Here is a 22,135-nt window from a genome sequence, read left to right as displayed (position 1 = left end):
TGCCTCAGCCGTCTCGGCCGCCTCAGGCCCCTCAGACCCGCTGGGCGACGGGCAGATCCAGTGCCTCCCGCCACTCCCGTACCGCCGCCGCCTCCACCGGGGCCGACCAGCCGGCGGGCCGGGCGGCGCCCCCGATGTGGAACGCGTCGAGACCGGCCGCCCGCAACGCCGGCAGATGGCCGAGCCCGAGTCCGCCGCCCACCAGGATCCGCGGTGCGTACCCGGGCTCGCCCGCCGCCGTACGCGCCTGCTCGGCCAGCAGCGTCGGCAGCCCGCGGTCGACGCCCTGCGCGGCCCCGGCCGTCAGATAGGTGTCGAGCCCCGCGGCTCCGGCCGCCCCGGCCAGCTCCTTGCGCAGCGCGTCCCGGTCGGCGGCCCGGTCGATGGCCCGGTGGAAGGTCCACCGGCAGCCGTCGATCACCTCGGCCAGCGCCGTCACCGCCGCCAGATCCGGCCGCCCGTCCGGCGTGAGGAATCCGAGGACGAACTCCTCGGCGCCCTCCGCCCGCAGCGCCGCGGCCTCCTCGCACAGCGCCGCCACATCGCCCGCCGCGAAGCCGTCGGCGGCCCGCAGCATCACCCGCAGCGGAAGGCCCACGGCCGCCCGGACCGCCGCGAACGTGGCCCGGGGCGGGGTGAGCCCGTCGGCCGCCATGTCCGTCACCAGCTCCAGCCGGTCGGCCCCGCCGGCCTCGGCGGCAACCGCGTCCCGCGGGCCGAGCGCGATCACCTCCAGCAGCGCGCGCTTGCTCATATGACCCAATCCTCCGCTGACGACATGACGGGACGGACCCCTGACAGGTCTAGTCCAATATCCCAGAGTACGGGCCACCCGGCCCTCCGGACACCAGCCCCGCACCGGCACGCCCGGAATCCGCCCGTACGCCTTACCCGCCTCCACCGGAGCGACCGCCCGCCGACCGCCGGAAGCCCTCGGGACGACCGCCGTCCCCTTCCCCACTCACCGCGGCCGTCCGCAAACCTGACCGGACCTCACCCTCCGCCCCGGTGCGAGGCACAATGGCTGGCATGAACCCCGTGCCCCGTACGGCAGACACCACCGACCCGGCGCCGGAGCTGCGGCAGCGCTGGGCCGACACCGTCACCGCGGCCCGCGGCACCAAGAACCCCACGGCCCCTGACCCGGCCCCGTACGCGGACAACCTCCTGTCCCGCTGGCGCGAACCGCAACGCCGCTACCACACCGTCGACCATCTGGCCGCGGTCCTGCTGCGCATCGACGAACTGGCCGAGCACGCGGATGACTTGCCCACCGTCCAGTTGGCGGCCTGGTTCCACGACGCGGTCTACCGCCCGGACCGCTCCGAGAACGAGGAGCGCAGCGCGGCCCTCGCCGAGCGCGCGCTGCCCGAGCTGGGGATCGGCGCGGCCCGCACGGCCGAGGTCGCCCGTCTGGTGCGGCTCACCGTCACCCATGACCCGGCGCCCGACGACCCCGACGGCGAGGTGCTCTGCGACGCGGACCTCGCGGTGCTCGCCGGGTCCCCCGACCAGTACGCCGCCTACGCCGCCGCGGTCCGCGCCGAGTACGCCTTCGTTCCCGACCCCGACTTCACCGCCGGCCGTTCCGCCGTTCTCACCCAACTCCTCTCCCTCCCCCGCCTCTTCCGCACTCCCCGCGGGTACGACCTCTGGGAACACACTGCTCGCCGCAACCTCGCCACGGAGCTGGATCTGTTGCGGGGGGCGTAGGGGGGCTTGGGCTTGCTTGGGCTTTCGCCTTGGCGGGTTTCGTGTGGCTGCGGGTTTGTCTGCGGGTGGGTTGTGGCTGGGCGCGCCGTTCCCCGCGCCCCTAAGGGGGCGCCGTGCGTTGTTTGGTGCGGCGCCGTTGGGGCTGGCGCCGTTGCGGGGTCTGTGGTTGCCGCGGGGGCCGGAGGGGACGCACCGGGACCCGTCCTCGGCGCGGGCGACGCGGGTCCACGCGTTTGATTACCCCGGCGTTTGCTCCGGTCCTGCGGGCGGGCCCCGGTACATCCCCTCCGACCGTCCCCCGTTGCCGACTGCCGGCCGGTGGCACCGTCCGTCACAGCACCCACGAAGGCCCGCGCCCGGCCTGCGGGGACCAGATGCCTGCCAAAAGGTGTCGCCGCATCGCCGTAACGGCCATCCGTACGGCGGGTCAGTCGCGCACGCACGGAGGTCGGAGGGGATGTCCGGTGCCCCGCCCGCAGGACCGGAGCGAACAACGGGGCTCCCAACCTCTGGGACCAGGGCCGCCCGCGCCGAGGACGGGGTACCGGGCGTCCCCTCCGACCCGCCACCCACCCGCCGTAGGCGAACCGCCCAGCCACCGACAACGCCGCACAAAGACCCGCCCCGAGCCGGGAATGTAAGCCCTCCTACCGCTGTTAGTAGCTGACATGCCCGCTCAGCCCAACCGCGCCCGTCTGCCCATCGCCGTGTACGTCCTCGGCCTGTCCGTCTTTGCGCTCGGTACCTCCGAGTTCATGCTCTCCGGCATCCTCCAGCCCCTGGCCCGCGACCTTGACGTCTCCATTCCGCAGGCGGGGCTGCTGGTCTCCGCCTTCGCGATCGGCATGGTGGTCGGCGCCCCGGTACTGGCCGCCGCAACGCTCCGGCTCCCACGGCGGACGACACTGATCGCGCTGCTCGCGGTGTTCGGCCTCGGCCAGGTGGCGGGCGCGCTGGCCCCCTCGTACGGCGTGCTGTTCGTCTCGCGCATCGTGAGCGCCCTGGCCTGCGCCGGCTTCTGGGCGGTCGGCGCGGCGGTAGCCGTTTCGCTGGTGCCGGTGACCGCGCGGGCCCGCGCGATGGCCGTGATGGTGGGCGGCCTGAGCATCGCCAACATCGCCGGCGTCCCGGCCGGCGCCCTGCTCGGCCAGCACGCCGGCTGGCGCGCCGCCTTCTGGGCCGTGGCCGGCCTGGCCGCGATCGGCCTGCTCGGCGTGATCGCGCTGGTGCCGCGTACGGCCGTGCCCACCGGCGAGGACCGCCCGCGGCTGCGCCGTGAGCTGACCATCTACAAGGACAAGCAGGTGTGGCTGGCCCTGACCGCGACGGCCCTGAACGGCGCCGCGGTCTTCGCGCTCTTCTCGTACCTCTCGCCGCTGCTGACCGACACCGCCGGCCTCGCCGAGAGCTGGGTGCCGACGGTGCTCGCCCTCTTCGGCGTCGGCGCGCTGACGGGCACGTTCATCGGCGGCCGGATAGCCGACGCACACCTCTTCGGGACGCTCTTCGGCGGCATCGCCGCGTCCACTGCCGTGCTGGCCGTCCTGGCGCTGACGGCGCACAGCCCGGTCGCCGCCATCGCGCTCTCCCTGATGCTCGGGGTGACCGCGTTCACCACGGCCCCGGCCCTCAACGCCCGGATGTTCAACGTGGCGAACGCCGCGCCGACGCTGGCCGGAGCGACCACCACCGCCGCGTTCAACATCGGCAACACCCTCGGCCCCTGGCTCGGCGGGCTGGCCATCGGCGCGGGCTGGGGCTACCCGTCCGTGGCCTGGACGGGGGCCGCGCTGGCGGCGGGAGCCGTGGTCACCACCGCCTTCGCGTTCCGGCTGCACCGCGCGACGAACCAGTCCCGGCTGATCGCCTCCTCGGCCGCCGCCACGCCCGCGGCGCGGGCGACGGAGCAGCCGGTGGAGACCGCGAAGGCAACGGAGGCGACGGGGCACCGCTGACCCCGTGGGGAGGGCGCCCCGACCGGCCGTTCAGGCCCCGCCGTCGAAGGTCCACCGCGTCTGGCTGTAGGTCTCACCCCGGCCGAACCCGAAGGCCGTTACCGGCTCGACCCGGAAGACCACGGCCCGGTTGCCCTCCCCGTAGAACGCTCCGTCGCGGACGTCGAAATGCCAGTCGCTGCCGTACTTCTCGCCGTACAGATCGGCCAGCCGGCGCAGCGTGGGCTCATCGCGCACCGGCACCGCCTCGCCCTCGACGACCACATCGAGCCCGGCGTGCAGGTCGTTGCCGCCGGCCGTCGATGTCGTCAGCACGCAGTGCGCGTTGGTGGCGAGGTTCTTGGCCTTGCGTTCCTCGGGGCCGGTGCAGAAGTGCAGCGCACCGTCCGACCAGACGGCGAGCAGCGGGGTGACATGCGGGCGGCCGTCGGGCCGGACGGTGGTGAGCCAGAAGATCTCTGCCTCGGTCATTCCGCCGACGGCCGCGGGCCAGGCGGTCGCCGTGGCGTCCGCACTGCTGTAGTTCGGGTCGAGGTCGGTGGCCGGTTGTCCGCCTTCGCTGGCTGACATAGCTGTCCCCTTTCGGTGCGGCGCACGGTCAGGGCCATCGTGCGGGGGCCCGCCGCCGCACCGCCGCTACGACGCGCCGCGGCGGGCCGTACGGGGTGCCGGCCGGTGCTTGGGGCGGCGCAGACCGGCCGCGGTCAGCCGGCGTACCAGCTCCTTGGAGCCGATCTCCACGGCCCCGGCGCGCACCGCGTCGCCATACCGCTCCGCCGGAAGGTCGTAGTGGTCGCGTTCGAACGCCCGCCGGGGCGCGCCGAGCCGCGCCGCGAAGGCGTGCAGTTCGTCGAAGGAGTGGTCGCTGACCAGATGCGACCACATCCGGCCGTGGCCCGGCCAGGTGGGCGGATCGATATAGATCGTCACCTCAGCGCTCCGGCCGGATCGCCACGTCAGCCCGCCGCACCATCAACCACCTCAGCCTTCCATCGGGGCGCCGAGCCGGCCGACCCGGGCCACCGCGACAGCTGTCTTGGGGCAGACCCAGTGCGGATCGGTCCCCAACTCCGGTTCGACATCAAGTGCATGGGGATCCCCCGACTCCGTGCACACGGGGCACAGCGGCCAGCGGCCGTAGCGGTCCAGGAGGGCGTCCTGGACGTCCTGCGCTATGAGTCCTGCGACGAATGCCGCGCCTTCAGGCCATTGCTCCACCCACCACCGGCGGTGGACGACCGCATCCTCCACGAGCGAGACGATGTCGGCGTCGGCCACCTTGTCCGCCATCAGGTCGGCGAGCACCAGCGCCCGCGCGGCGTGCAATGCCTGTTCCATCTCCATGCCCCCCATTGTCTCCCGGCCGCCGGCCGCCGAGCGGAGTTGTCCACAGCCCACGCCGCGGCCTCTCGCTCTGTCCACAGCACTCACAGAGGGTATTGACGCCGAGCGGTCGATGAAATTACTTTTCAAGCGTGAGTAGCAGCGTGAAGGAAACTTTCAAGGACGTGCCCGTCGAGACCCGACCGGCCCCGGCCCCACCCGCCCCCGCGGCGCTGGCCGCCAAGGTCCGCACCCTCGCGCCGACGATGACCCGCTCCATGCAGCGGGTCGCCGAGACCGTCGCGAGCGACCCGGCCGGCTGCGCCGCCCTCACCGTCACCGGCCTCGCGGAGCGCACGGGCACCAGCGAGGCCACCGTCGTGCGGACCTCCCGGCTGCTCGGCTACCCGGGCTATCGCGATCTGCGCCTCGCGCTCGCCGCCCTCGCCGCGCAGCAGGCGGCCGGCGGCGCGCCCGCGGTGACCGCGGACATAGCGGTCGACGACTCCCTCGTCGATGTCGTCGCGAAGCTGGCGCAGGAAGAGCAGCAGTGCCTGGCCGACACCGCCGCCGCGCTGGACGTCACCCAGCTCGAAGCCGCCGTCGCCGCGCTCGCCGGTGCCCGCCGTATCGATGTGTACGGCATAGGGGCCTCCAACCTCGTCGGCCAGGACCTCGTCCAGAAGCTGCTGCGCATCGGCCTGATCGCGCATGCGCACGCGGACCCGCATCTGGCCGTGACGAACGCCGTGCAGATGCGCACCGGCGATGTCGCCATCGCCATCACGCACTCCGGGCGGACCACCGATGTCATAGAGCCCCTGCGGGTGGCCTTCGACCACGGCGCGACGACGATCGCCATCACCGGCCGCCCGGACGGCGACATCGCCTCGTACGCCGACCACATCCTGACCACGTCCACGGCCCGCGAGAGCGAGCTGCGCCCGGCCGCGATGTCGTCCCGGACAAGTCAGCTGCTGGTCGTGGACTGCCTGTTCATAGGCGTCGCGCAGCGTACGTACGAGACCGCGGCCCCCGCGCTGTCCGCCTCGTACGAGGCCCTCGCCCACCGCCACTCGCCGCGCAACAACCAGCGCTGACCTCACACCGCCCCACCGTTGTGGGCCCCGTGCCGCCGGGACGGCACGGGTGGGCACGACGGCACCCGGCGGCGGGACAGCCGAAAAGCCACGGCCCCCCACGAGCCCGACCGAAGAGAGTCGCCACGCCATGACCTCCCCCGCCGACCACGCCCCTCTGCGCGCCCAGTTGGACACCCTCACCACCGAGGCGTACCGGCCCGAGCTCGCCGAGATCGACCGCCGGTCCACCCTGGACATCGCCCGCACGATGAACGACGAGGACGCCACGGTCCCCGCCGCCGTCGCCCGGCGGCTCCCGGAGATCGCCGCCGCCATCGACGCCACCGCCGCGCGAATGGCCCGCGGCGGCCGGCTGATCTACGCCGGCGCCGGCACGGCCGGCCGCCTCGGCGTGCTGGACGCCAGCGAATGCCCGCCGACCTTCAACACCGACCCGTCCAAGGTGCTCGGGCTGATCGCGGGCGGCCCGTCCGCGATGGTCACCGCCGTCGAGGGCGCCGAGGACAGCACGAAGTTCGCGATCGAGGATCTGAGCGCGATCGGCCTGACCGACCTGGACACCGTCGTCGGCATCTCGGCCTCCGGCCGGACTCCCTACGCGATCGGGGCCGTCGAGCATGCCCGCGCCCTGGGCGCGCTGACCATCGGCCTGTCCTGCAACGCCGATTCGGCGCTGGCCGCGGCCGCGGAGCACGGCATCGAGGTCGTGGTCGGACCCGAGCTGCTGACCGGCTCCACCCGGCTCAAGGCGGGCACCGCCCAGAAGCTCGTGCTCAATATGCTCTCGACCATCACCATGATCCGGCTGGGCAAGACCTACGGGAATCTGATGGTCGATGTCCGCGCGTCCAACGAGAAGCTGCGGGCCCGCTCGCGCCGTATCGTCGCGCTCGCCACCGGCGCTTGCGACCAGGAGATCGAAACGGCGCTCCGCAGCACGGACGGCGAGGTGAAGAACGCCATCCTCATCCTCCTCGGCGGAGTCGACGCCCCCACCGCCGCCCGCCTCCTCGACGCCGCCAACGGCCACCTCCGCGCCGCCCTCCAGGCCGCCGAGGACCACTGAACCCCACTGCCCACCACGCCCCGTACGGCCCGACCCCCTGGCCACGTTTGACCGCACAGCAAGGCACCGCACATGCCCGAAGACAAGAACCGCGCCATCGCTGCCGCGCTCCTCCCTCTCGTCGGCGGCGCCGGAAACCTCACCTCCATCGCCCACTGCATGACCCGGCTCCGCCTCGGCATCCAGGACCGCTCCCTGGTCCAGGACGAGGCCCTCAAGGCCCTGCCGGCGGTCATGGGCGTGGTCGAGGACGACACGTACCAAATCGTGCTGGGCCCCGGAACGGTCGCCCGGGTCACCCCGGAATTCGAGCGCCTGGTGGCAGAGTCCCGCGGCACCCCACCGGTCCCGGAACCGGAGGCCGCCGCACCCGCACCGGCCACGGCCCCTGCCGGGGCGCCCCCGGCCCCGACACCACCCGCGACCGCCGGTGCCCCCGCCTCCGACGCCTCCACCACCGCCGACGAACTGGCCGCCCACGGCGCCGCCCTCAAGGCCCGGCAGAAATCGCGGAACGCCACCCCCGTGAAGCTGTTCCTCCGCCGGATCGCCAATATCTTCGTCCCGCTGATCCCGGCCCTGATCGGCTGCGGCATCATCGCCGGCATCAACGGTCTGCTGACCAACCTCGGTCAGCTGCCGTCCGTCGTCCCCGCCCTCGCCGCCATGGCCTCCGGCTTCATGTCCCTCATCGCCGTCTTCGTCGGCTACAACACCGCCAAGGAATTCGGCGGCACCCCGATTCTCGGCGGCGCTGTCGCCGCCGTCATCGTCTTCCCCGGCGTCACCCACATCAGCGCCTTCAGCCAGCACCTCTCCCCCGGCCAGGGCGGCGTGCTCGGCGCACTGGCCGCGGCGCTGCTCGCCGTCCAGGTGGAGAAGCAGTGCCGCAAGGCCGTCCCCGAAGCGCTGGACGTCCTGGTCACCCCCACCGTTACGGTCCTGGTCACGGGCCTGGTCACGCTCTTCGGCCTGATGTACGTCGCAGGCGAGGTCGCCACCGCGATCGGCACGGGCGCCAACTGGCTACTGGCCCACGGCGGCGCATTCGCCGGCCTCGTCCTGGGCGGCCTCTTCCTCCCCCTCGTCATGCTGGGCCTCCACCAGGCCCTCATCCCCCTGCACACCACCCTCATCGAACAGCAGGGCTACACGGTCCTGCTCCCGATCCTCGCCATGGCCGGCGCGGGCCAGGTCGGCGCCGCGATCGCCGTCTACCTCCGTCTGCCCCGCAACCGCTCGATCCGCCGAACCATCAAGTCCGCCCTCCCCGCAGGGTTCCTGGGCGTCGGCGAACCTCTGATCTACGGCGTCTCGCTCCCCCTGGGCCGCCCCTTCATCACCGCCTGCCTGGGCGGCGGCGCCGGTGGCGCCTTCGTCGGCCTCTTCAACCAACTCGGCGACGCCGTCGGCTCCACCGCCATCGGCCCTTCCGGCTGGGCCCTGTTCCCCCTGGTCAAGGGCAACCAGCCGCTCGCCACCACCCTCGTCGTCTACGCCCTGGGCCTGGCCGTCGGCTACCTCGTCGGCTTCCTCGCCACCTACTTCTTCGGCTTCGGCAAGCAGCTGCGGACGGAGCTGAACGCGGACCCTGACGGCACCCCCGCCTCCACCCCCACCCCCGCTACCACCACAGCGCCCGGCCCGACCACCACGAGCAGCCCCACCACACTCGGTGCACCGGGCGGCGTGGGAACGCACTGAGGCACCGGCTCCCGCCGACCCGACCGCCCGCCCGCGCCCCCGACCCCGACCCCGACCACAGAGAAACCACAAGATCGCTGCCTATCGTCGGTGCGCGGCCGCGCCTCTGCCGGGGCACCGGCCCCGCGTTGTCGCCGAACCGGAACGGCATCGGAAGTGAACTGCACACGCTGCGGCGGCCCCGTCGTCCAGGGGCCCCACGGACGATGGTCCTGCAACAACTGCGGAGCGAGCGGATGAACGGCGAGCGGTCGCGGCCGGGCCCGGGCCGTGCGACGCCGTTCCCGGAACCGGACCCGGCCCTGGCGCCGTATGGCCGGGACCATACGGTCGGCATCTGACACGGACCAGAAGCGGAGCCTTGAAATGTGCGCGGCGAAGCGCCTCGAACGAGTCCTGGTCGTCGACGACGACCCGGTGATCCTGCGGTCGCTCGGCCGCGGCCTCCGGCTGAACGGCTTCGATGTCGCCCTCGCCGAGAACGGCACGGCCGCCCTCACCGAACTGGCCACCAGGCCCCCCGATGTGGTCGTCCTCGACGTCTCCCTTCCAGGGCTCAGCGGCACCGACATCTGCCGCAAGCTGCGGGCCGACGGTGACGAGGTGCCCGTGCTGATGCTGTCCGCGCTGGACGAGCTGGAGGACCGGGTCGCGGGGCTTCAGGCCGGTGCGGACGACTATCTGGTCAAGCCGTTCGCGCTCAAGGAGCTGGTGCTGCGGCTCCAGGCGCTGCTGCGCCGCCGCCCGCCCGGCGCGTCGGACACGGTGCGCATCGGTGACCTGGAGCTGGCTCCGGCCGCGCGGGAGGTGACGTACGGGGGTGCGCCGGTCAGCCTGACCCGGCGGGAGTTCGAACTGCTGGAGGTGCTGGTCCGCAACGTGGATGTGGTCCTGACCCGTGATCAGCTCCTGGACCGGGTCTGGGGCTATGACTTCGCGGTGCGCACCGATGCGGTCGACACCTTCGTCAGCTACCTGCGCCGCAAACTGGAGGCCGGTGGCCGACCGCGGATCGTGCACACGGTCCGCGGCGTCGGCTTCGTCCTGCGCGCCCCCGGGCCGGCGGCAGCGCGATGAGGCTCTCGACCCGGATCGCCATCGCCATGGGCATCGCCGTTCCGCTGCTGGTCCTGGGTTCCGGAGCACTGCTGCTGCGGCTGGTCACCCATGACGTGCACCGCGAACAGGACGCCCATCTGCGGGAACGGGCCGCGGTCCTGCTGCCGCTGGCCAGAGGCCTGCTTCAGGTCGAGGGCACCGGCCGGCCCAGGAAGACGGCGAACCACGAGCGGCGGCTGCTCGGTGCGGGTCTCGACGTGGGGGTCCGGCTCACCGCCGACGGCAACAGCAACGGCGGCATCAGCGGCAATGGCGGCAAGGCCGCGGGCCCGGCCCCGGCGACCGGCACCTCCGATCAGGGCACATCCGATCAGGGAACCTCCGGACCCGGCACCTCCGATCAGGGAACCTCCGGCCCCGGCAGCTCCGATCAGGGCACATCCGGTCCCGGCAACGCCCCGGCCAGTACTGCCACGACGACGCAGCAGCCGGGCCGGGTGGTGGCCGAGGCCGGTCCACAGCCGGACGATGCGGTGGCGCTGCCGCCCCCCTCGTTCGACCCGGTGACGGTACGGGCCGGGCACCGCACCTGGCGGGCGCTGTCGGTACAAGTCCGCAGCGCCAAGGCGAGCGCTCCGCAGGGCAGGCTGTGGGTGTTCTCACCGGGGTCGGCCGGGAACGCCGAGATCGACACCGTACGGAACCGCATCCTCCTGGTGGTGTTGATCGCGGCACCGCTGGCCGGGCTGCTCTCGCTGGCCATCGCCGAGCGGGCCACCCTGCCGCTGCGCCGGCTACAGCGCCGGGCCGCCGGTCTGGACCCCGGGACCAGCGCGGTCCGGCTGGACCACAGCCGCTCGCGGGTCACCGAAGTCGACGATCTGGCCCACACGCTGCAAACCGTTCTCGCCCGCTACGACGAGCAGGCGACCCGCACCCAGGAGGCGCTGGCCACGGCACGGTCCTTCGCCGCGACGGCCTCGCACGAACTGCGCACGCCCCTGATGGGCATGCAGACCAATCTGGACATCCTCACCGATCATCCGGATCTCTCCCCGGCCGACCGCACGGAGATCCTCGACGATCTGCACACCGGGCACACGCGGCTGATGGGGCTGTTGATCGCGCTCCGGGCCCTCGCCCAGGGCGACTTGGTGGAGGCCGACGCCTTCACCGTCGTGGACCTCTCCGAGGTCGTCGCTCTGGCGGCGGCCGACATACAGCGGCACCATCCCGAAGCCCGGCTCACCACTCACCTCACCCCCGGCCTTCGGGTGCACGCCTGGGAACCGGGCCTGCGGATGGCGGTCGACAACCTGCTCCGCAACGCGGTGGTGCACGGGGGCCGGCCGGGCGCCCCCGTACGGGCCGGGGTGGCGTTGCGGCCGAGCGGCCGGCCGGTGGCCCCGGTCGCCGTGCTGACCGTGGACGATGACGGTCCGGGCATCGCGCCGCAGGAGCGCGAGCGGGTCTTCGAGCGGTTCCGCCGGCGTGCGGACAGTCCCGGTTCGGGGCTGGGGCTGACGCTGGTGGCCCAGCAGATAGCCCTGCACCGCGGTTCGGTGCGGATATCGGACCGTTTGGAGGGGCCCGGCGCCCGTTTCGAGATACGGCTCCCCCGACTCGGCGACACGGACACCGACGACACCCGCACCATGGAACTCCCGCTGCGCCGCGACTGGTTGAGCGACTTCCCAGGCCCGGACCGGCCGTAGTTGCCACGGCCCGCCATGGCCGGCCCTAGTTGCCGCACCACCATGACGGCCCCAGCGCCACGGACACGGACACCGACCCCAGCACCGCGCGCACGGAGACCGACCCCAGCACCGCGGCCACGGAGACCGACCCCAACGCCGCGGACACCATGACCGCCGTAGCCGTAGCCGTAGCCACTGCGGCCGCGACCGTCCGCAGCGCGCCGCCGCCCTTCACGCCGCGCCCGGTCCCCCGCCCCTCGCCCGAGGCGCCCTGGCCACCCGTGCCGTCACCCGGGTCGCGCCCGCCGAGCACGTCACCGAGCGGAACCGGCCGCCGGCCTCGGCGACCCAGAAACCCTCGGCGACCGTGCACGCCTGGACCCGCACCCCGCGACGCCATCTGCGGAAATCGACCTCGACGAGGTCGGCGCCGGGCGGCAGTTGGCCCCACGCCAACGACCAGGGCGCCGCCGCAGGGCCACTGTGCCGGGCACCCCGCAGCGCGGAGACACTGAGCGTGCTCGGGACGGACACATCGAGCAGACCGGCCGCGCTGTGCACCTCCAGGGCCGGCCGGCCCGCGGACCCACGGGCGATGCGCAGCAGCCAGCCGCTGAGCGGCAGCCGGAGTTCATTGGGTACGAGGGTGCGCAGCGGCCCCTCGCCGCCGGCCCCGTCCCACGGCCCGCGGCCGCCCGGGAAGGGCGACGGAAGGCCCGTATGCGAGCGCTCGTCCGACATGAGGACACCACCGCATTCCACTGTGTCTCCTGGGGGTTCGACCGGTGCGGTTCTGTACGGCCGCGAGCGTAGGAGCCCTCTTTGTGGTTTCCCTGTGGCCTCCGTCCCGCCGCCCCCGGCCGGACCTGCCTCCCGCCTCACAAGGTCTCCACAAAGACGGCTCCTACCTTCTCCGGCAGACGGCCGGTCCGCCGTACGCCCCTTGGTGCGGACGCGGCCGTGCCCATCGTCGTGAGAAAGGGAACATCACCATGCAGCGTCCCAAGACCGCCCTGACCGGAGCCCTCGCCGGGCTCGCGCTCGCCGGATCCCTGCTGACCACGGCGGCACCGGCCAATGCGGCCGGGAACGATGCCCCGGCCGCCTCTTCGTCCTCCTCCGCCGACCGGAACCACCACGGCGGCGGCCTCTGCTCCCGCGTCTCCAAGGTGGACCAGCGCCTGGCGCGCGCGATCAAGCGGATCGACGGCGACGAGCAGACCCGTGGCTCCCTCGCGCGTCTGGAGAAGCGGGTGAAGAACGCCCGCGCCAAGAAGCACGACGAGATCGCCACGTTCCTCCAGGACCGGCTGACCACCCGCAAGGCGCGGCGGCCTGCCCTCGTGCGGCAGCGCGCCGAGCTCAAGGATGTCGCGGCCTGGTGCGCGCAGCAGAAGGACCACGGCCAGGAGAAGAAGCAGGACAACGCCCCGGAGAAGAGCGGCTCATGAGGCGCTCCCGACGCGCCGCGCTGCTGCTGACGACGGCGGTCGCCCTGCCCGTGCTGGCCGTCACCGGGTGCTCGGGGCCGGCCGGCGGGCAGTCGCCGTCCGGGTCCTCTTCGGCCGGCGGCGGTTCCGCGGCACCACAGGACCCGGCCTCCGCCGCCACCTCCGGCACCTCCGCCGGCGAGGAGAAGCAGATGCTGAAGAAGGTCGAGGAGGCCGAGAAGGCGGCGGACGCCGCCGACTCCGACGCGGCGAACGATCCGCGGTAAAGCAGTAAGCGATCCACGGTAAGCGGTCCGCGTCGGGGAATCCGCGGTGAGGCCCCCACGGCAGGCGGTCCGCAGCGAGCGATCCGCAGCGAGACCACGGCAAGAACCGGCAAGGAACCGGCATCGCCGCTACGGCGCCGGCTTCCCGCCGCGGCAGCAACGCCGCCGGGGCGGCACCCCCTGGAAGGAGGGTGCCGCCCCGGCGTTCGTGTGGACGTGTTGATCCGGGAGGATCAGCGTTCCGATCCGCAGCGGATCAGAAGTCCATGTCACCGCCCGGCATGCCGCCCGGAGCGCCCGCCGCGGCGGCCTTCTCCGGCTTGTCGGCGATGACGGCCTCGGTGGTGAGGAAGAGCGCCGCGATGGAGGCGGCGTTCTGGAGCGCGGAGCGCGTGACCTTGGCCGGGTCGATGATGCCCTCGGCGATCATGTCGACGTACTCACCGGTCGCGGCGTTCAGACCGTGGCCGACGGCCAGGTTGCGCACCTTCTCCACCACGACGCCGCCCTCAAGGCCGCCGTTGACGGAGATCTGCTTGAGCGGGGCCTCCAGGGCGAGCTTCACGGCGTTGGCGCCGGTCGCCTCGTCACCGTCGAGCTCCAGCTTCTCGAAGACCTGGGAGGCCTGGAGCAGGGCGACGCCACCGCCGGCGACGATGCCCTCCTCGACGGCCGCCTTCGCGTTGCGAACGGCGTCCTCGATGCGGTGCTTGCGCTCCTTGAGCTCGACCTCGGTGGCGGCACCGGCCTTGATGACGGCCACGCCGCCGGCCAGCTTCGCCAGACGCTCCTGGAGCTTCTCGCGGTCGTAGTCCGAGTCGCTGTTCTCGATCTCGGCGCGGATCTGGTTGACGCGGCCCTGGACCTGCTCGCTGTCACCGGCACCGTCGACGATGGTGGTCTCGTCCTTGGTGATGACGACCTTGCGGGCGCGGCCGAGCAGTTCGAGACCGGCGTTCTCCAGCTTGAGGCCGACCTCCTCGGAGATGACGGTGCCACCGGTGAGGATGGCGATGTCGCCGAGCATGGCCTTGCGGCGGTCACCGAAGCCCGGGGCCTTGACGGCGACGGACTTGAAGGTGCCACGGATCTTGTTGACGACCAGGGTCGACAGGGCCTCGCCCTCGACGTCCTCGGCGATGATCAGCAGCGGCTTGCCGGACTGCATGACCTTCTCCAGGAGCGGCAGCAGGTCCTTCACGCTGCCGATCTTGGAGTTGACGATGAGGATGTACGGGTCGTCGAGCGACGCCTCCATACGCTCCATGTCGGTGGCGAAGTACGCCGAGATGTAGCCCTTGTCGAAGCGCATACCCTCGGTGAGCTCCAGCTCCAGACCGAAGGTCTGGGACTCCTCGACGGTGATGACGCCTTCCTTGCCGACCTTGTCCATGGCCTCGGCGATCAGCTCGCCGATCTGGGTGTCAGCGGCGGAGATGGAGGCGGTCGAAGCGATCTGCTCCTTGGTCTCCACGTCCTTGGCCTGCTCCAGCAGGGCGGCGGAGACGGCCTCGACGGCCTTCTCGATACCGCGCTTGAGGGCCATCGGGTTGGCGCCGGCGGCGACGTTGCGCAGGCCCTCGCGGACCAGGGCCTGGGCCAGGACGGTCGCGGTCGTCGTGCCGTCACCGGCGACGTCGTCCGTCTTCTTCGCGACCTCCTTGACCAGCTCGGCGCCGATCTTCTCGTACGGGTCCTCGAGCTCGATCTCCTTGGCGATGGAAACACCATCGTTGGTGATCGTGGGGGCGCCCCACTTCTTCTCGAGGACGACGTTACGGCCCTTGGGGCCGAGGGTGACCTTGACGGCGTCGGCGAGCTGGTTCATCCCGCGCTCGAGACCGCGCCGTGCCTCCTCGTCGAACGCGATGATCTTGGCCATGTGAAGTGGTCCTCCCGGACTGGGGTGGATTGCTCCGGACCGCGCTGGCGCCCGCGACGGACGACCTGCGGACCTGTGTGGTTCCTTGCCCCACCGATCCGCGGGCCTCGCCGACCCGGTCCTTCTTTGTCACTCTCACTGGGAGAGTGCTAACGCCAATGATTAGCACTCGTGGGGTGCGAGTGCAAGCGCCGGGAGGGCGTCCCCCACCCGGCTGACGCGCAGACAGCAGACAGCCGGGGCCACACAGCCGAAGGCCCGTACCCCCCTCAGGGGTACGGGCCTTCCTCACGCAGCAGTCGGTCGGCGCCTCAGCCGGCCACCCGGACCATGTCCGCCTGCGGCCCCTTCTGGCCCTGCGAGATCTCGAACTCGACCCGCTGACCCTCCTCAAGGGTGCGGTAGCCGTCCATCTGGATCGCGCTGTAGTGGACGAAAACATCCGCACCACCGTCGACCGCGATGAAGCCGTACCCCTTCTCCGCGTTGAACCACTTGACGGTGCCCTGAGCCATGCCTAACTCCCCTATTACTGGCCCTTGCGCAGGACCGCACTCCGCGGACCCGGGTCAGACCTCACCCCGCGAAAGGCCCGTGGGGTGTGCGCCGGAACGCGTCGACCGCCGCTGAATGTATCTGCACAGATGCCCAGAGCAACAGGTCAATCGGACGAGAATTCCCGCGCCGAAGAATCGGCAATATGCGGCGAAATCCCAGTTCTCCAGGGCAAGTCGGGCCGGGCATAGGGCACCTAGGCGACAAATACCGCCCACACTTTGGCCACAACTGATCGCGAACACATATGCGTTCGGCACGCGCACGGTGATATCCGGAGGGGGATCACCCCAATGGTATCTCCTTTCACAACATGGAATTGCCCCGTCCGCTTTCTGGCGGACGGGGCAATTCCGGTCATGCAGGAGAAGAGTTGGCGCAAATCAGCAGCCGCCGGCCACCGCCGGAATGATCGAGATGCCCGCGCCGTCCGGGGTGGGCGTCTCCAGGCCCTGCTCGAAGCGCACATCGTCGTCGTTGACGTACACGTTCACGAAGCGGCGCAGCTTGCCGGCGTCGTCCAGCACACGGGCCGCGATGCCCTGGTGGTTCTGCTCCAGGTCGGCGATCACCTCGGAGAGGGTCGCGCCCTCGGCGGGGACCTCGGCCTGGCCACCGGTGTACGTGCGGAGGATGGTGGGGATGCGGACCTTGACGCTCATGGTTCTGCCTTCCAGGGGTACGGAGTACGAGTTCGTGGGCCGGTCGCGGCCTCGTCCGCCGTATGCCGGACGGGCCGGCGGACTCAGCGGGCCAGGCCGGCCGCGCGGAACGCGTCCAGGTTCGGACGGATCGTGGCCGTGGGCCCGGAGGTCGGGGCGACCGCGTCGAGTGTCTTGAGGCCGTCACCCGTGTTCAGGACGACGGTGGTCAGGGACGGGTCGAGCACGCCGTCCTCGATCAGCTTCTTGGTCACGCCGACGGTCACACCGCCCGCGGTCTCCGCGAAGATGCCTTCCGTCCTGGCCAGCAGCTTGATCGCGTCCACGACCTGCTCGTCGTTGACATCGTCCACGGCACCGCCCGTACGGCGCGCGATGTCGAGCACGTACGGCCCGTCGGCCGGGTTGCCGATGGCGAGAGACTTGGCGATGGTGTTCGGCTTTTGGGGCCGTACGACGTCGTGGCCCGCCTTGAAGGCCGCCGACACCGGCGAGCAGCCCTCCGCCTGGGCGCCGAAGATCTTGTACGGCTTGTCCTCGACCAGGCCGAGGGCGATCAGCTCCTTGAGCCCCTTGTCGATCTTGGTGAGCTGCGAGCCGGACGCGATCGGGATGACGATCTGGTCCGGGAGCCGCCAGCCGAGCTGCTCGCAGATCTCGTACGCGAGCGTCTTGGAGCCCTCGCCGTAGTACGGCCGCAGATTGACGTTGACGAAGCCCCAGCCCTCGCCCAGCGGGTCGCCGATGAGCTCGGAGCAGAAGCGGTTGACGTCGTCGTAGTTGCCCTCGATGCCGACCAGGTCACCGCCGTAGACCGCGGCCATGACGACCTTGCCGGCCTCCAGGTCGTGCGGGATGAACACGCAGGACTGGAATCCGGCGCGGCGCGCCGCGGCGCCGACCGCACCGGCGAGGTTGCCGGTGGAGGAGCAGGAGAGGGTGGTGAAGCCGAAGGCGCGGGCGGCCTCGACGGCGATCGCCACGACGCGGTCCTTGAAGGAGTGCGTCGGGTTGCCGGAGTCGTCCTTGACGTACAGACCGCCGGTGACGCCCAGCTCACGGGCGAGGTTGTCGGCCTTGACGAGCTTGGTGAAGCCCGGGTTGAGATTGGGCTTGTCGGCCACGTCGGTGGGGACGGGCAGCAGCGGGGCGTAGCGCCAGATGTTGTTCGGGCCGGCCTCGATCTGCTTCCGCAGGCCCTCGGGGTCGCCGCTCGGCAGGTCGTATGCGACTTCGAGCGGCCCGAAACATTCCTGGCACGCGAAGATCGGGCCGAGCGGGAAGCGCTGTCCGCACTCGCGGCAGGACAGAGCTGCGGCGGGGCCCAGAGCGACGGTGGGGGTGTTTTCGGTGACTTGCACAGCCATGGAGGCGAGGCCCTTTCTCCTCATCTTCCTCGCGGCGAATCTCGCCACGAGACGGATTTGGCACCTTCCCTAGCCGGGAGCCTCACGCGCGCGGGACGTCAGCGTCCTGGCGGCAAGACCGGCTGGAGGGTTGCCGGGGCTTCAACGGGCCGTATCCCTCTGCCCCTCTGGATGAGCGGTATGGCGCTGGGCTGAACCCAGGCGTTTGTGGCGCGGGGACCCCGACATGCGACGGTCATCCGCGTTGTTCAAGACTGTAACCGAAGGCACTGACAGTTGAGATAGTCGTCCGAACCGCGAGATGGATCACACAGGCCGCTGATCGGGCGGCGACCGAGGAGTCGTAAACGTGCTGGAAGAGGTCGAGAGCTGGCTGACCAGCCACTCCTGGTCCGCCGCTGACCGTCCGCTGGGGCAGCTGCTGGAGGCGAAGCGCCAGACGGGCCGTACGGTCAGTGTCGTCCTGCCCGCGCTCGACGAGGAGGCCACGGTCGGGGCGATCGTGGCGGTGATCCGTGCCGAGCTGATGACCGAGACCGTTCCCCTGGTCGACGAGCTGGTGGTGCTGGACTCCGGCTCCACCGACCGCACCGCCGAGGTCGCGGCGGCGGCCGGCGCCCGGGTCGTCTCCCGCGACAGCGTCCTCCCCCGCCTGCCCGCGCTGCCCGGCAAGGGCGAGGTGCTCTGGCGCTCCCTCCTGGCCACCACCGGCGACATCATCTGCTTCATCGACGCCGACCTGCGCGAATTCTCCGCCGCCTTCGTTTCCGGGATCGTCGGCCCGCTGCTGACGGACCCGGACATCCAGTTCGTGAAGGCGATGTACGACCGTCCGCTGGAGACCGGCGACGAGGGTGCCGGGGCCGGCCAGGGCGGCCGGGTCACCGAGCTGGTCGCCCGCCCGCTCCTCAACCTCCACTGGCCGCAGCTGGCCGGCTTCGTCCAGCCCCTGGGCGGCGAGTACGCGGCCCGCCGCGCCCTCCTGGAACGGCTGCCGTTCCCGGTCGGCTACGGCGTGGAGCTCGGCCTGCTCGTCGACTCCCTGCACACCGTCGGCCTCGACGCGCTCGCCCAGGTCGACGTCGGCGTGCGCAAACACCGCCACCAGGACGGCCAGGCCCTCGGCCGGATGGCCGCCGCGATCTACCGCACCGCCCAACTACGCCTGACCCGCGGCCACTTGGTCCGCCCCCGCCTCACCCAGTTCGACCGCGGCGACGAGGGCTTCGTCCCCCGCACCACGGACGTGGACACCGAGGAACGCCCCCCGATGGCCGAAATCCCGGAGTACGCGGAGCGGCGGGCGGCGTGAGCGCACCGAGCGCCGGGCGCGCCGCCCGCGCCGCCCCTTGACCGCTTCCGTACGTTTGCGCGGATCTGTGGCGGGTTACTTTCGCGACATGGTCTCCGAGCGCAGTGCGGTGCAAGCAGGTGCTGAGGTTCTTGTCGCGTCCAATCGCGGGCCGGTGTCCTATGGCCTGGCGGAGGACGGGGCGCTGATTGCCAAGCGAGGTGGTGGCGGGCTGGTGTCGGGGCTTTCCGCTATTGGGCCCGAGACCGACGCGGTGTGGGTGTGTGCCGCGCTCGGCGACGGGGACCGGGAGGCCGTGCGGCGGACGGGTGGTGTGCTGGAGCCGGGTGATACGGGTGGACAGCGTGTCCGGATGCTGGACATTCCGGCCGAGGTGTATGCCGCCGCCTACAACGGCGTCGCGAATTCGGTGCTGTGGTTCGTCCACCACATGCTCTACCAGACACCGCTGGAACCGGTCTTCGACGCGGAGTTCCGGGCGCAGTGGGCGGCGTACGAGACGTACAACGCGGCCTTCGCCGACGCGCTGGCCGAGGGGGCGGCGCCCGGCGCGGCCGTCCTCGTGCAGGACTACCACCTGGCGCTGGTGCCCGGCATGCTCCGCGAGCGCCGCCCCGACCTGCGCATCGCGCACTTCTCCCACACCCCGTGGGCCCCCGCCGAGTACTTCGCGATGCTGCCCGACGACATCCAGCGGGAGCTGGCGCTGGGCATTCTCGGTGCCGACCGGGCGAACTTCCTCACCCGGAGGTGGGCCGAGAACTTCGTGGCCTGCGCCGAGGCCGGGCTCGGCGGGCAGTGCGAGCGCGTATGGCCGGAGGACGGGGCGCCCGGCGTCGTCGCGCTCGTCCCGGAGCGCAAGGCACGCACGACCTGGATCGGGGTGCACGGCCTCGGCGCCGACGCCGATTTCCTGCGCGAGCGCGCGCACCGCCCCGACGTCGAGGAGCGGATGGCGGCGCTGCGCACCGAGATCGGCGGGCCGGGACGCCGGACCATCGTCCGGGTGGACCGCACCGAACTCTCCAAGAACATCGTGCGGGGCCTGCTCGCCTACCGGCAGCTCCTCGCCGACCGCCCCGAGTGGCGCGAGCGGGTGGTGCACCTCGCCTTCGCCTACCCCTCGCGCCAGGACCTCGCCGTCTACCGCGACTACACCGCGGAGGTCCAGCGGGTGGCCGAGGCCATCAACGCCGAATACGGAACGGCGGGTTGGCAGCCGGTCCTGCTGCACGTCAAGGACGATTTCGCCCGCTCGCTGGCCGCCTACCGGCTCGCGGACGTGGCCCTCGTCAACCCGATCAGGGACGGTATGAACCTGGTCGCCAAGGAGATCCCGGTGGTGTCGGACGCCGGCTGCGCGCTGGTGCTGTCGCGGGAGGCGGGCGCCCACGAGGAACTCGGTGAGCATGCCCTGACCGTCAACCCGTACGACGTCGTCGGCACCGCCGAGGCGCTGCACGAGGCGCTGTCGATGGACGACGGCGAGCGCGCGGCACGCACCGAGCGGCTGGCCGCGGCGGCCACCGCGCTGCCGCCCGCCCGCTGGTTCCTGGACCAGCTGCGGGAGCTGCACGGGGAGGAGACTCAGGAGGGTTCGCGGCCCGTCTGAGACGCCTCCCGGCTACGCCCCGTGGGCCCCGTTCTCGTCCAGCCGGGCCGCCAGGGCGCCGAGCAGGCCGACGACCCCGGACGGGCCGTCGACCACCAGGTCGGCGCGGTCGGCCAGTTCGGCGACCTCGGCGCTGCCGCTGCATACCAGGAGGCCGGTCAGGCCGTCGGAGCGGAGTTTTTCGACGGCGGCGAAGGCGGCCAGGTCACCGAGGTCGTCGCCGGCGTAGAGGACGGTGGCGGCGCCGGTCTCGCGGACCCATTCGGCGAGGGCGACGCCCTTGTCCATGCCGGGCGGGCGGAGTTCCAGGACGAGGCGGCCCGGTTCGACGATCAGGCCGTGGCGTTCGGCGAGCGCGGTGAGCGGGCCGCGCAGCTGGTCGAAGGCGCCCTGGGGATCGGTGGCGCGGCGGGTGTGCACGGCGATGGCGCGCCCGCCCTTGCGCTCGATGGCGGTCTCGATCCAGGTGCCGTGCCAGACCCCGGAGGCGTCCAGGACGCCGGGGAGTTCGGCCTGTATGGCGGCGACACCGGGGTGCGGGGCGGGCGCGTGGACGGTGCCGGTGGCGGCCTCCCAGCGTTCGGCGCCGTAGTGGCCGAGGACGGTGAGGTGGTCCAGGCCGGGTACGTCCGCGAAGCCGCCGAGGCGGACCGCGACGGTGGCCGGGCGGCCGGTGATGACCGCGGCGGCGCGCAGCCGGGGCACCAGGCGGCCGAGGGCGGCGACGGCGCCCTCATGGGCGCGGGCCTTCTCCGGGTCGGGGACGATCTCGGCGAGGGTGCCGTCGAAGTCGAGGGCGACGACGGCGCGTTCCGGGTGTGCCAGCAGTGCGGCGAGGCCGTCGCGGCCGGCGGGGGTGTGCGGGGTCGGCACGGATCCGGGTGTCGGCCGGTCCGGCGACGCGGAGTTCGCGGGGCTGCCCATGGCGCCGACCCTACCGGCGCGGTGCGGGCGCCGGGGGCAGCTCCGGCGACAGCCGGGGGTGTACGGGCGCACGGGGGCGGCGGCCGGGGCGGCCGGGTCAGCGGCGGGCGCGGCGGGCGTCCCGTATGCGGCGCAGGCGGTTGACGGTCACGGGGTCATGGGCGAGCGCGCGGGGGTCGTCCAGCAGGGCGTTGAGGAGTTGGTAGTAGCGGGTCGGGGAGATGCCGAGCTGTTCGCGGATGGCGCGCTCCTTGGGGCCGGGGCCCGGCCAGGAGCGGCGCTCGACGGCGAGCACCGCCTCGTCCCGGGCGGAGAGCTCCGCGGCGCGCTCGACGGCCCCGGGCTCGCCGCCCGGACCGCCCGCACCCGCCGTCCCGTCCGTCATCACGCTTCCACGATAAGCGCACGGTCGGACAACGCCCGGCCCGTCACCCGGCGGGCGCCCGGCTCCGGGACGCCCGCCCGGCCCCCGGCCGCCCCGCGC

Annotated in this window: 23 protein-coding genes and 1 riboswitch; of the genes, 11 read left to right on the top strand and 12 right to left on the bottom strand. The window is 72.2% G+C overall.

The window, feature by feature from the left end; translation table 11 throughout:
• Nucleotides 1-31: 31 nt before the first annotated feature.
• Nucleotides 32-754 (bottom strand): copper homeostasis protein CutC, encoded by a 723-nt coding sequence (locus TU31_RS00560; RefSeq protein ID WP_042147192.1) that lies wholly within the window; start codon nucleotides 752-754, stop codon nucleotides 32-34.
• 275 nt (nucleotides 755-1,029) lie between these two features.
• Here TU31_RS00560 and TU31_RS00555 point away from each other — a divergent pair, with 275 nt between their 5' ends.
• A complete protein-coding gene (locus TU31_RS00555) occupies nucleotides 1,030-1,713 on the top strand; it encodes an HD domain-containing protein (protein WP_042147189.1) in 684 nt (227 codons plus the stop codon).
• A 668-nt stretch (nucleotides 1,714-2,381) separates the two neighbouring features.
• Nucleotides 2,382-3,668 (top strand): Cmx/CmrA family chloramphenicol efflux MFS transporter, encoded by a 1,287-nt coding sequence (locus TU31_RS00550; protein WP_042147186.1) that lies wholly within the window; start codon nucleotides 2,382-2,384, stop codon nucleotides 3,666-3,668.
• A gap of 30 nt (nucleotides 3,669-3,698) precedes the next feature.
• On the opposite strand, the gene TU31_RS00545 is transcribed toward TU31_RS00550, so the two are convergent.
• The 3 genes from TU31_RS00545 to TU31_RS00535 all read right to left on the bottom strand — a co-directional run bounded on the left by TU31_RS00545 (nucleotide 3,699) and on the right by TU31_RS00535 (nucleotide 5,012).
• Nucleotides 3,699-4,238 carry a pyridoxamine 5'-phosphate oxidase family protein gene (locus TU31_RS00545; protein ID WP_042147183.1) on the bottom strand — a complete coding sequence of 180 codons (540 nt, stop codon included), beginning with the start codon at nucleotides 4,236-4,238 and terminating at the stop codon, nucleotides 3,699-3,701.
• 66 nt (nucleotides 4,239-4,304) lie between these two features.
• Nucleotides 4,305-4,598, bottom strand: a complete 294-nt coding sequence (locus TU31_RS00540) for a DUF4031 domain-containing protein (RefSeq protein WP_042147180.1) — start codon at nucleotides 4,596-4,598, stop codon at nucleotides 4,305-4,307.
• 51 nt (nucleotides 4,599-4,649) lie between these two features.
• On the bottom strand, nucleotides 4,650-5,012 hold the full coding sequence (locus tag TU31_RS00535) for a DUF8819 family protein (protein ID WP_026169645.1): 363 nt from the start codon (nucleotides 5,010-5,012) through the stop codon (nucleotides 4,650-4,652).
• Nucleotides 5,013-5,143: 131 nt separating this feature from the next.
• On the opposite strand from TU31_RS00535, the gene TU31_RS00530 reads away from it, so the two are divergent.
• From TU31_RS00530 to TU31_RS00510, 5 genes are all read left to right on the top strand, one after another.
• Complete coding sequence (locus tag TU31_RS00530; RefSeq protein WP_078885477.1) at nucleotides 5,144-6,091, top strand: MurR/RpiR family transcriptional regulator; 948 nt, start codon at nucleotides 5,144-5,146, stop codon at nucleotides 6,089-6,091.
• A gap of 130 nt (nucleotides 6,092-6,221) precedes the next feature.
• On the top strand, nucleotides 6,222-7,160 hold the full coding sequence (murQ, locus tag TU31_RS00525; protein WP_042147177.1) for an N-acetylmuramic acid 6-phosphate etherase: 939 nt from the start codon (nucleotides 6,222-6,224) through the stop codon (nucleotides 7,158-7,160).
• Nucleotides 7,161-7,232: 72 nt separating this feature from the next.
• Complete coding sequence (locus tag TU31_RS00520) at nucleotides 7,233-8,864, top strand: PTS transporter subunit EIIC (RefSeq protein WP_042147173.1); 1,632 nt, start codon at nucleotides 7,233-7,235, stop codon at nucleotides 8,862-8,864.
• Between the two features lie 366 nt (nucleotides 8,865-9,230).
• Complete coding sequence (locus TU31_RS00515) at nucleotides 9,231-9,941, top strand: response regulator transcription factor (RefSeq protein ID WP_042147170.1); 711 nt, start codon at nucleotides 9,231-9,233, stop codon at nucleotides 9,939-9,941.
• Nucleotides 9,938-11,638: a sensor histidine kinase gene (locus tag TU31_RS00510; RefSeq protein WP_042147167.1), complete on the top strand. Its 1,701-nt coding sequence runs from the start codon at nucleotides 9,938-9,940 to the stop codon at nucleotides 11,636-11,638. The genes TU31_RS00515 and TU31_RS00510 overlap by 4 nt, the downstream gene beginning before the upstream one ends.
• 25 nt (nucleotides 11,639-11,663) lie before the next feature.
• On the opposite strand, the gene TU31_RS00505 is transcribed toward TU31_RS00510, so the two are convergent.
• Nucleotides 11,664-11,855 (bottom strand): hypothetical protein, encoded by a 192-nt coding sequence (locus TU31_RS00505; RefSeq protein ID WP_042147165.1) that lies wholly within the window; start codon nucleotides 11,853-11,855, stop codon nucleotides 11,664-11,666.
• On the bottom strand, nucleotides 11,852-12,361 hold the full coding sequence (locus TU31_RS00500; protein WP_042147162.1) for a hypothetical protein: 510 nt from the start codon (nucleotides 12,359-12,361) through the stop codon (nucleotides 11,852-11,854). The genes TU31_RS00505 and TU31_RS00500 overlap by 4 nt, the downstream gene beginning before the upstream one ends.
• Nucleotides 12,362-12,612: 251 nt before the next feature.
• On the opposite strand from TU31_RS00500, the gene TU31_RS00495 reads away from it, so the two are divergent.
• The gene (locus TU31_RS00495; RefSeq protein ID WP_042147160.1) at nucleotides 12,613-13,071 is read left to right on the top strand and encodes a hypothetical protein; all 459 of its coding nucleotides are present in this window, start codon (nucleotides 12,613-12,615) and stop codon (nucleotides 13,069-13,071) included.
• Nucleotides 13,068-13,337 carry a hypothetical protein gene (locus TU31_RS00490; protein WP_042147158.1) on the top strand — a complete coding sequence of 90 codons (270 nt, stop codon included), beginning with the start codon at nucleotides 13,068-13,070 and terminating at the stop codon, nucleotides 13,335-13,337. Before TU31_RS00495 ends, TU31_RS00490 begins: the two co-directional genes overlap by 4 nt.
• A gap of 256 nt (nucleotides 13,338-13,593) precedes the next feature.
• Here TU31_RS00490 and groL read toward each other — a convergent pair whose 3' ends face one another.
• The 4 genes from groL to thrC form a co-directional block, all read right to left on the bottom strand.
• Nucleotides 13,594-15,219: a chaperonin GroEL gene (gene groL, locus TU31_RS00485; protein WP_042147156.1), complete on the bottom strand. Its 1,626-nt coding sequence runs from the start codon at nucleotides 15,217-15,219 to the stop codon at nucleotides 13,594-13,596.
• A gap of 311 nt (nucleotides 15,220-15,530) precedes the next feature.
• Nucleotides 15,531-15,734 carry a cold-shock protein gene (locus TU31_RS00480; protein ID WP_003986833.1) on the bottom strand — a complete coding sequence of 68 codons (204 nt, stop codon included), beginning with the start codon at nucleotides 15,732-15,734 and terminating at the stop codon, nucleotides 15,531-15,533.
• A gap of 423 nt (nucleotides 15,735-16,157) precedes the next feature.
• Nucleotides 16,158-16,436 (bottom strand): MoaD/ThiS family protein, encoded by a 279-nt coding sequence (locus TU31_RS00475; RefSeq protein WP_018089727.1) that lies wholly within the window; start codon nucleotides 16,434-16,436, stop codon nucleotides 16,158-16,160.
• A gap of 83 nt (nucleotides 16,437-16,519) precedes the next feature.
• A complete protein-coding gene (gene thrC / locus TU31_RS00470) occupies nucleotides 16,520-17,803 on the bottom strand; it encodes a threonine synthase (protein ID WP_042147152.1) in 1,284 nt (427 codons plus the stop codon).
• A 17-nt stretch (nucleotides 17,804-17,820) separates the two neighbouring features.
• Nucleotides 17,821-17,981, bottom strand: a riboswitch (SAM riboswitch).
• A gap of 171 nt (nucleotides 17,982-18,152) precedes the next feature.
• Between thrC and TU31_RS00465 the strand changes: the two genes are divergently transcribed.
• Together TU31_RS00465 and TU31_RS00460 are read left to right on the top strand one after the other, a co-directional pair.
• Nucleotides 18,153-19,115, top strand: coding sequence for a glucosyl-3-phosphoglycerate synthase (locus TU31_RS00465; RefSeq protein WP_042147150.1), 963 nt, complete (start codon nucleotides 18,153-18,155; stop codon nucleotides 19,113-19,115).
• 88 nt (nucleotides 19,116-19,203) lie between these two features.
• On the top strand, nucleotides 19,204-20,727 hold the full coding sequence (locus TU31_RS00460; RefSeq protein ID WP_042147148.1) for an alpha,alpha-trehalose-phosphate synthase (UDP-forming): 1,524 nt from the start codon (nucleotides 19,204-19,206) through the stop codon (nucleotides 20,725-20,727).
• 12 nt (nucleotides 20,728-20,739) lie between these two features.
• On the opposite strand, the gene otsB is transcribed toward TU31_RS00460, so the two are convergent.
• Both otsB and TU31_RS00450 read right to left on the bottom strand, forming a co-directional pair.
• On the bottom strand, nucleotides 20,740-21,651 hold the full coding sequence (gene otsB / locus TU31_RS00455) for a trehalose-phosphatase (RefSeq protein WP_042147147.1): 912 nt from the start codon (nucleotides 21,649-21,651) through the stop codon (nucleotides 20,740-20,742).
• A gap of 97 nt (nucleotides 21,652-21,748) precedes the next feature.
• Nucleotides 21,749-22,036 carry a DUF3263 domain-containing protein gene (locus TU31_RS00450; RefSeq protein WP_042147145.1) on the bottom strand — a complete coding sequence of 96 codons (288 nt, stop codon included), beginning with the start codon at nucleotides 22,034-22,036 and terminating at the stop codon, nucleotides 21,749-21,751.
• Nucleotides 22,037-22,135 lie beyond the last annotated feature (99 nt).

Origin of the sequence: Streptomyces lydicamycinicus, assembly GCF_000829715.2 — a bacterium.
GTDB lineage: Bacteria > Actinomycetota > Actinomycetes > Streptomycetales > Streptomycetaceae > Streptomyces > Streptomyces lydicamycinicus.
Note: the sequence above shows the minus strand (reverse complement) of the source record. Positions and strands in the feature narration are given on the sequence as shown.

Excerpts from the sequence above, each read along its gene's own strand:
- TU31_RS00560 (WP_042147192.1), bottom strand. The coding sequence starts at position 754 with ATGAGCAAGCGCGCGCTGCTGGAGGTGATCGCGCTCGGCCCGCGGGAC.
- TU31_RS00555 (WP_042147189.1), top strand. The coding sequence starts at position 1,030 with ATGAACCCCGTGCCCCGTACGGCAGACACCACCGACCCGGCGCCGGAG.
- TU31_RS00550 (WP_042147186.1), top strand. The coding sequence starts at position 2,382 with ATGCCCGCTCAGCCCAACCGCGCCCGTCTGCCCATCGCCGTGTACGTC.
- TU31_RS00545 (WP_042147183.1), bottom strand. The coding sequence starts at position 4,238 with ATGTCAGCCAGCGAAGGCGGACAACCGGCCACCGACCTCGACCCGAAC.
- TU31_RS00535 (WP_026169645.1), bottom strand. The coding sequence starts at position 5,012 with ATGGAGATGGAACAGGCATTGCACGCCGCGCGGGCGCTGGTGCTCGCC.
- murQ (WP_042147177.1), top strand. The coding sequence starts at position 6,222 with ATGACCTCCCCCGCCGACCACGCCCCTCTGCGCGCCCAGTTGGACACC.
- TU31_RS00520 (WP_042147173.1), top strand. The coding sequence starts at position 7,233 with ATGCCCGAAGACAAGAACCGCGCCATCGCTGCCGCGCTCCTCCCTCTC.
- TU31_RS00515 (WP_042147170.1), top strand. The coding sequence starts at position 9,231 with ATGTGCGCGGCGAAGCGCCTCGAACGAGTCCTGGTCGTCGACGACGAC.
- TU31_RS00510 (WP_042147167.1), top strand. The coding sequence starts at position 9,938 with ATGAGGCTCTCGACCCGGATCGCCATCGCCATGGGCATCGCCGTTCCG.
- TU31_RS00500 (WP_042147162.1), bottom strand. The coding sequence starts at position 12,361 with ATGTCGGACGAGCGCTCGCATACGGGCCTTCCGTCGCCCTTCCCGGGC.
- TU31_RS00495 (WP_042147160.1), top strand. The coding sequence starts at position 12,613 with ATGCAGCGTCCCAAGACCGCCCTGACCGGAGCCCTCGCCGGGCTCGCG.
- TU31_RS00490 (WP_042147158.1), top strand. The coding sequence starts at position 13,068 with ATGAGGCGCTCCCGACGCGCCGCGCTGCTGCTGACGACGGCGGTCGCC.
- groL (WP_042147156.1), bottom strand. The coding sequence starts at position 15,219 with ATGGCCAAGATCATCGCGTTCGACGAGGAGGCACGGCGCGGTCTCGAG.
- TU31_RS00480 (WP_003986833.1), bottom strand. The coding sequence starts at position 15,734 with ATGGCTCAGGGCACCGTCAAGTGGTTCAACGCGGAGAAGGGGTACGGC.
- TU31_RS00475 (WP_018089727.1), bottom strand. The coding sequence starts at position 16,436 with ATGAGCGTCAAGGTCCGCATCCCCACCATCCTCCGCACGTACACCGGT.
- thrC (WP_042147152.1), bottom strand. The coding sequence starts at position 17,803 with ATGGCTGTGCAAGTCACCGAAAACACCCCCACCGTCGCTCTGGGCCCC.
- TU31_RS00460 (WP_042147148.1), top strand. The coding sequence starts at position 19,204 with ATGGTCTCCGAGCGCAGTGCGGTGCAAGCAGGTGCTGAGGTTCTTGTC.
- otsB (WP_042147147.1), bottom strand. The coding sequence starts at position 21,651 with ATGGGCAGCCCCGCGAACTCCGCGTCGCCGGACCGGCCGACACCCGGA.
- TU31_RS00450 (WP_042147145.1), bottom strand. The coding sequence starts at position 22,036 with ATGACGGACGGGACGGCGGGTGCGGGCGGTCCGGGCGGCGAGCCCGGG.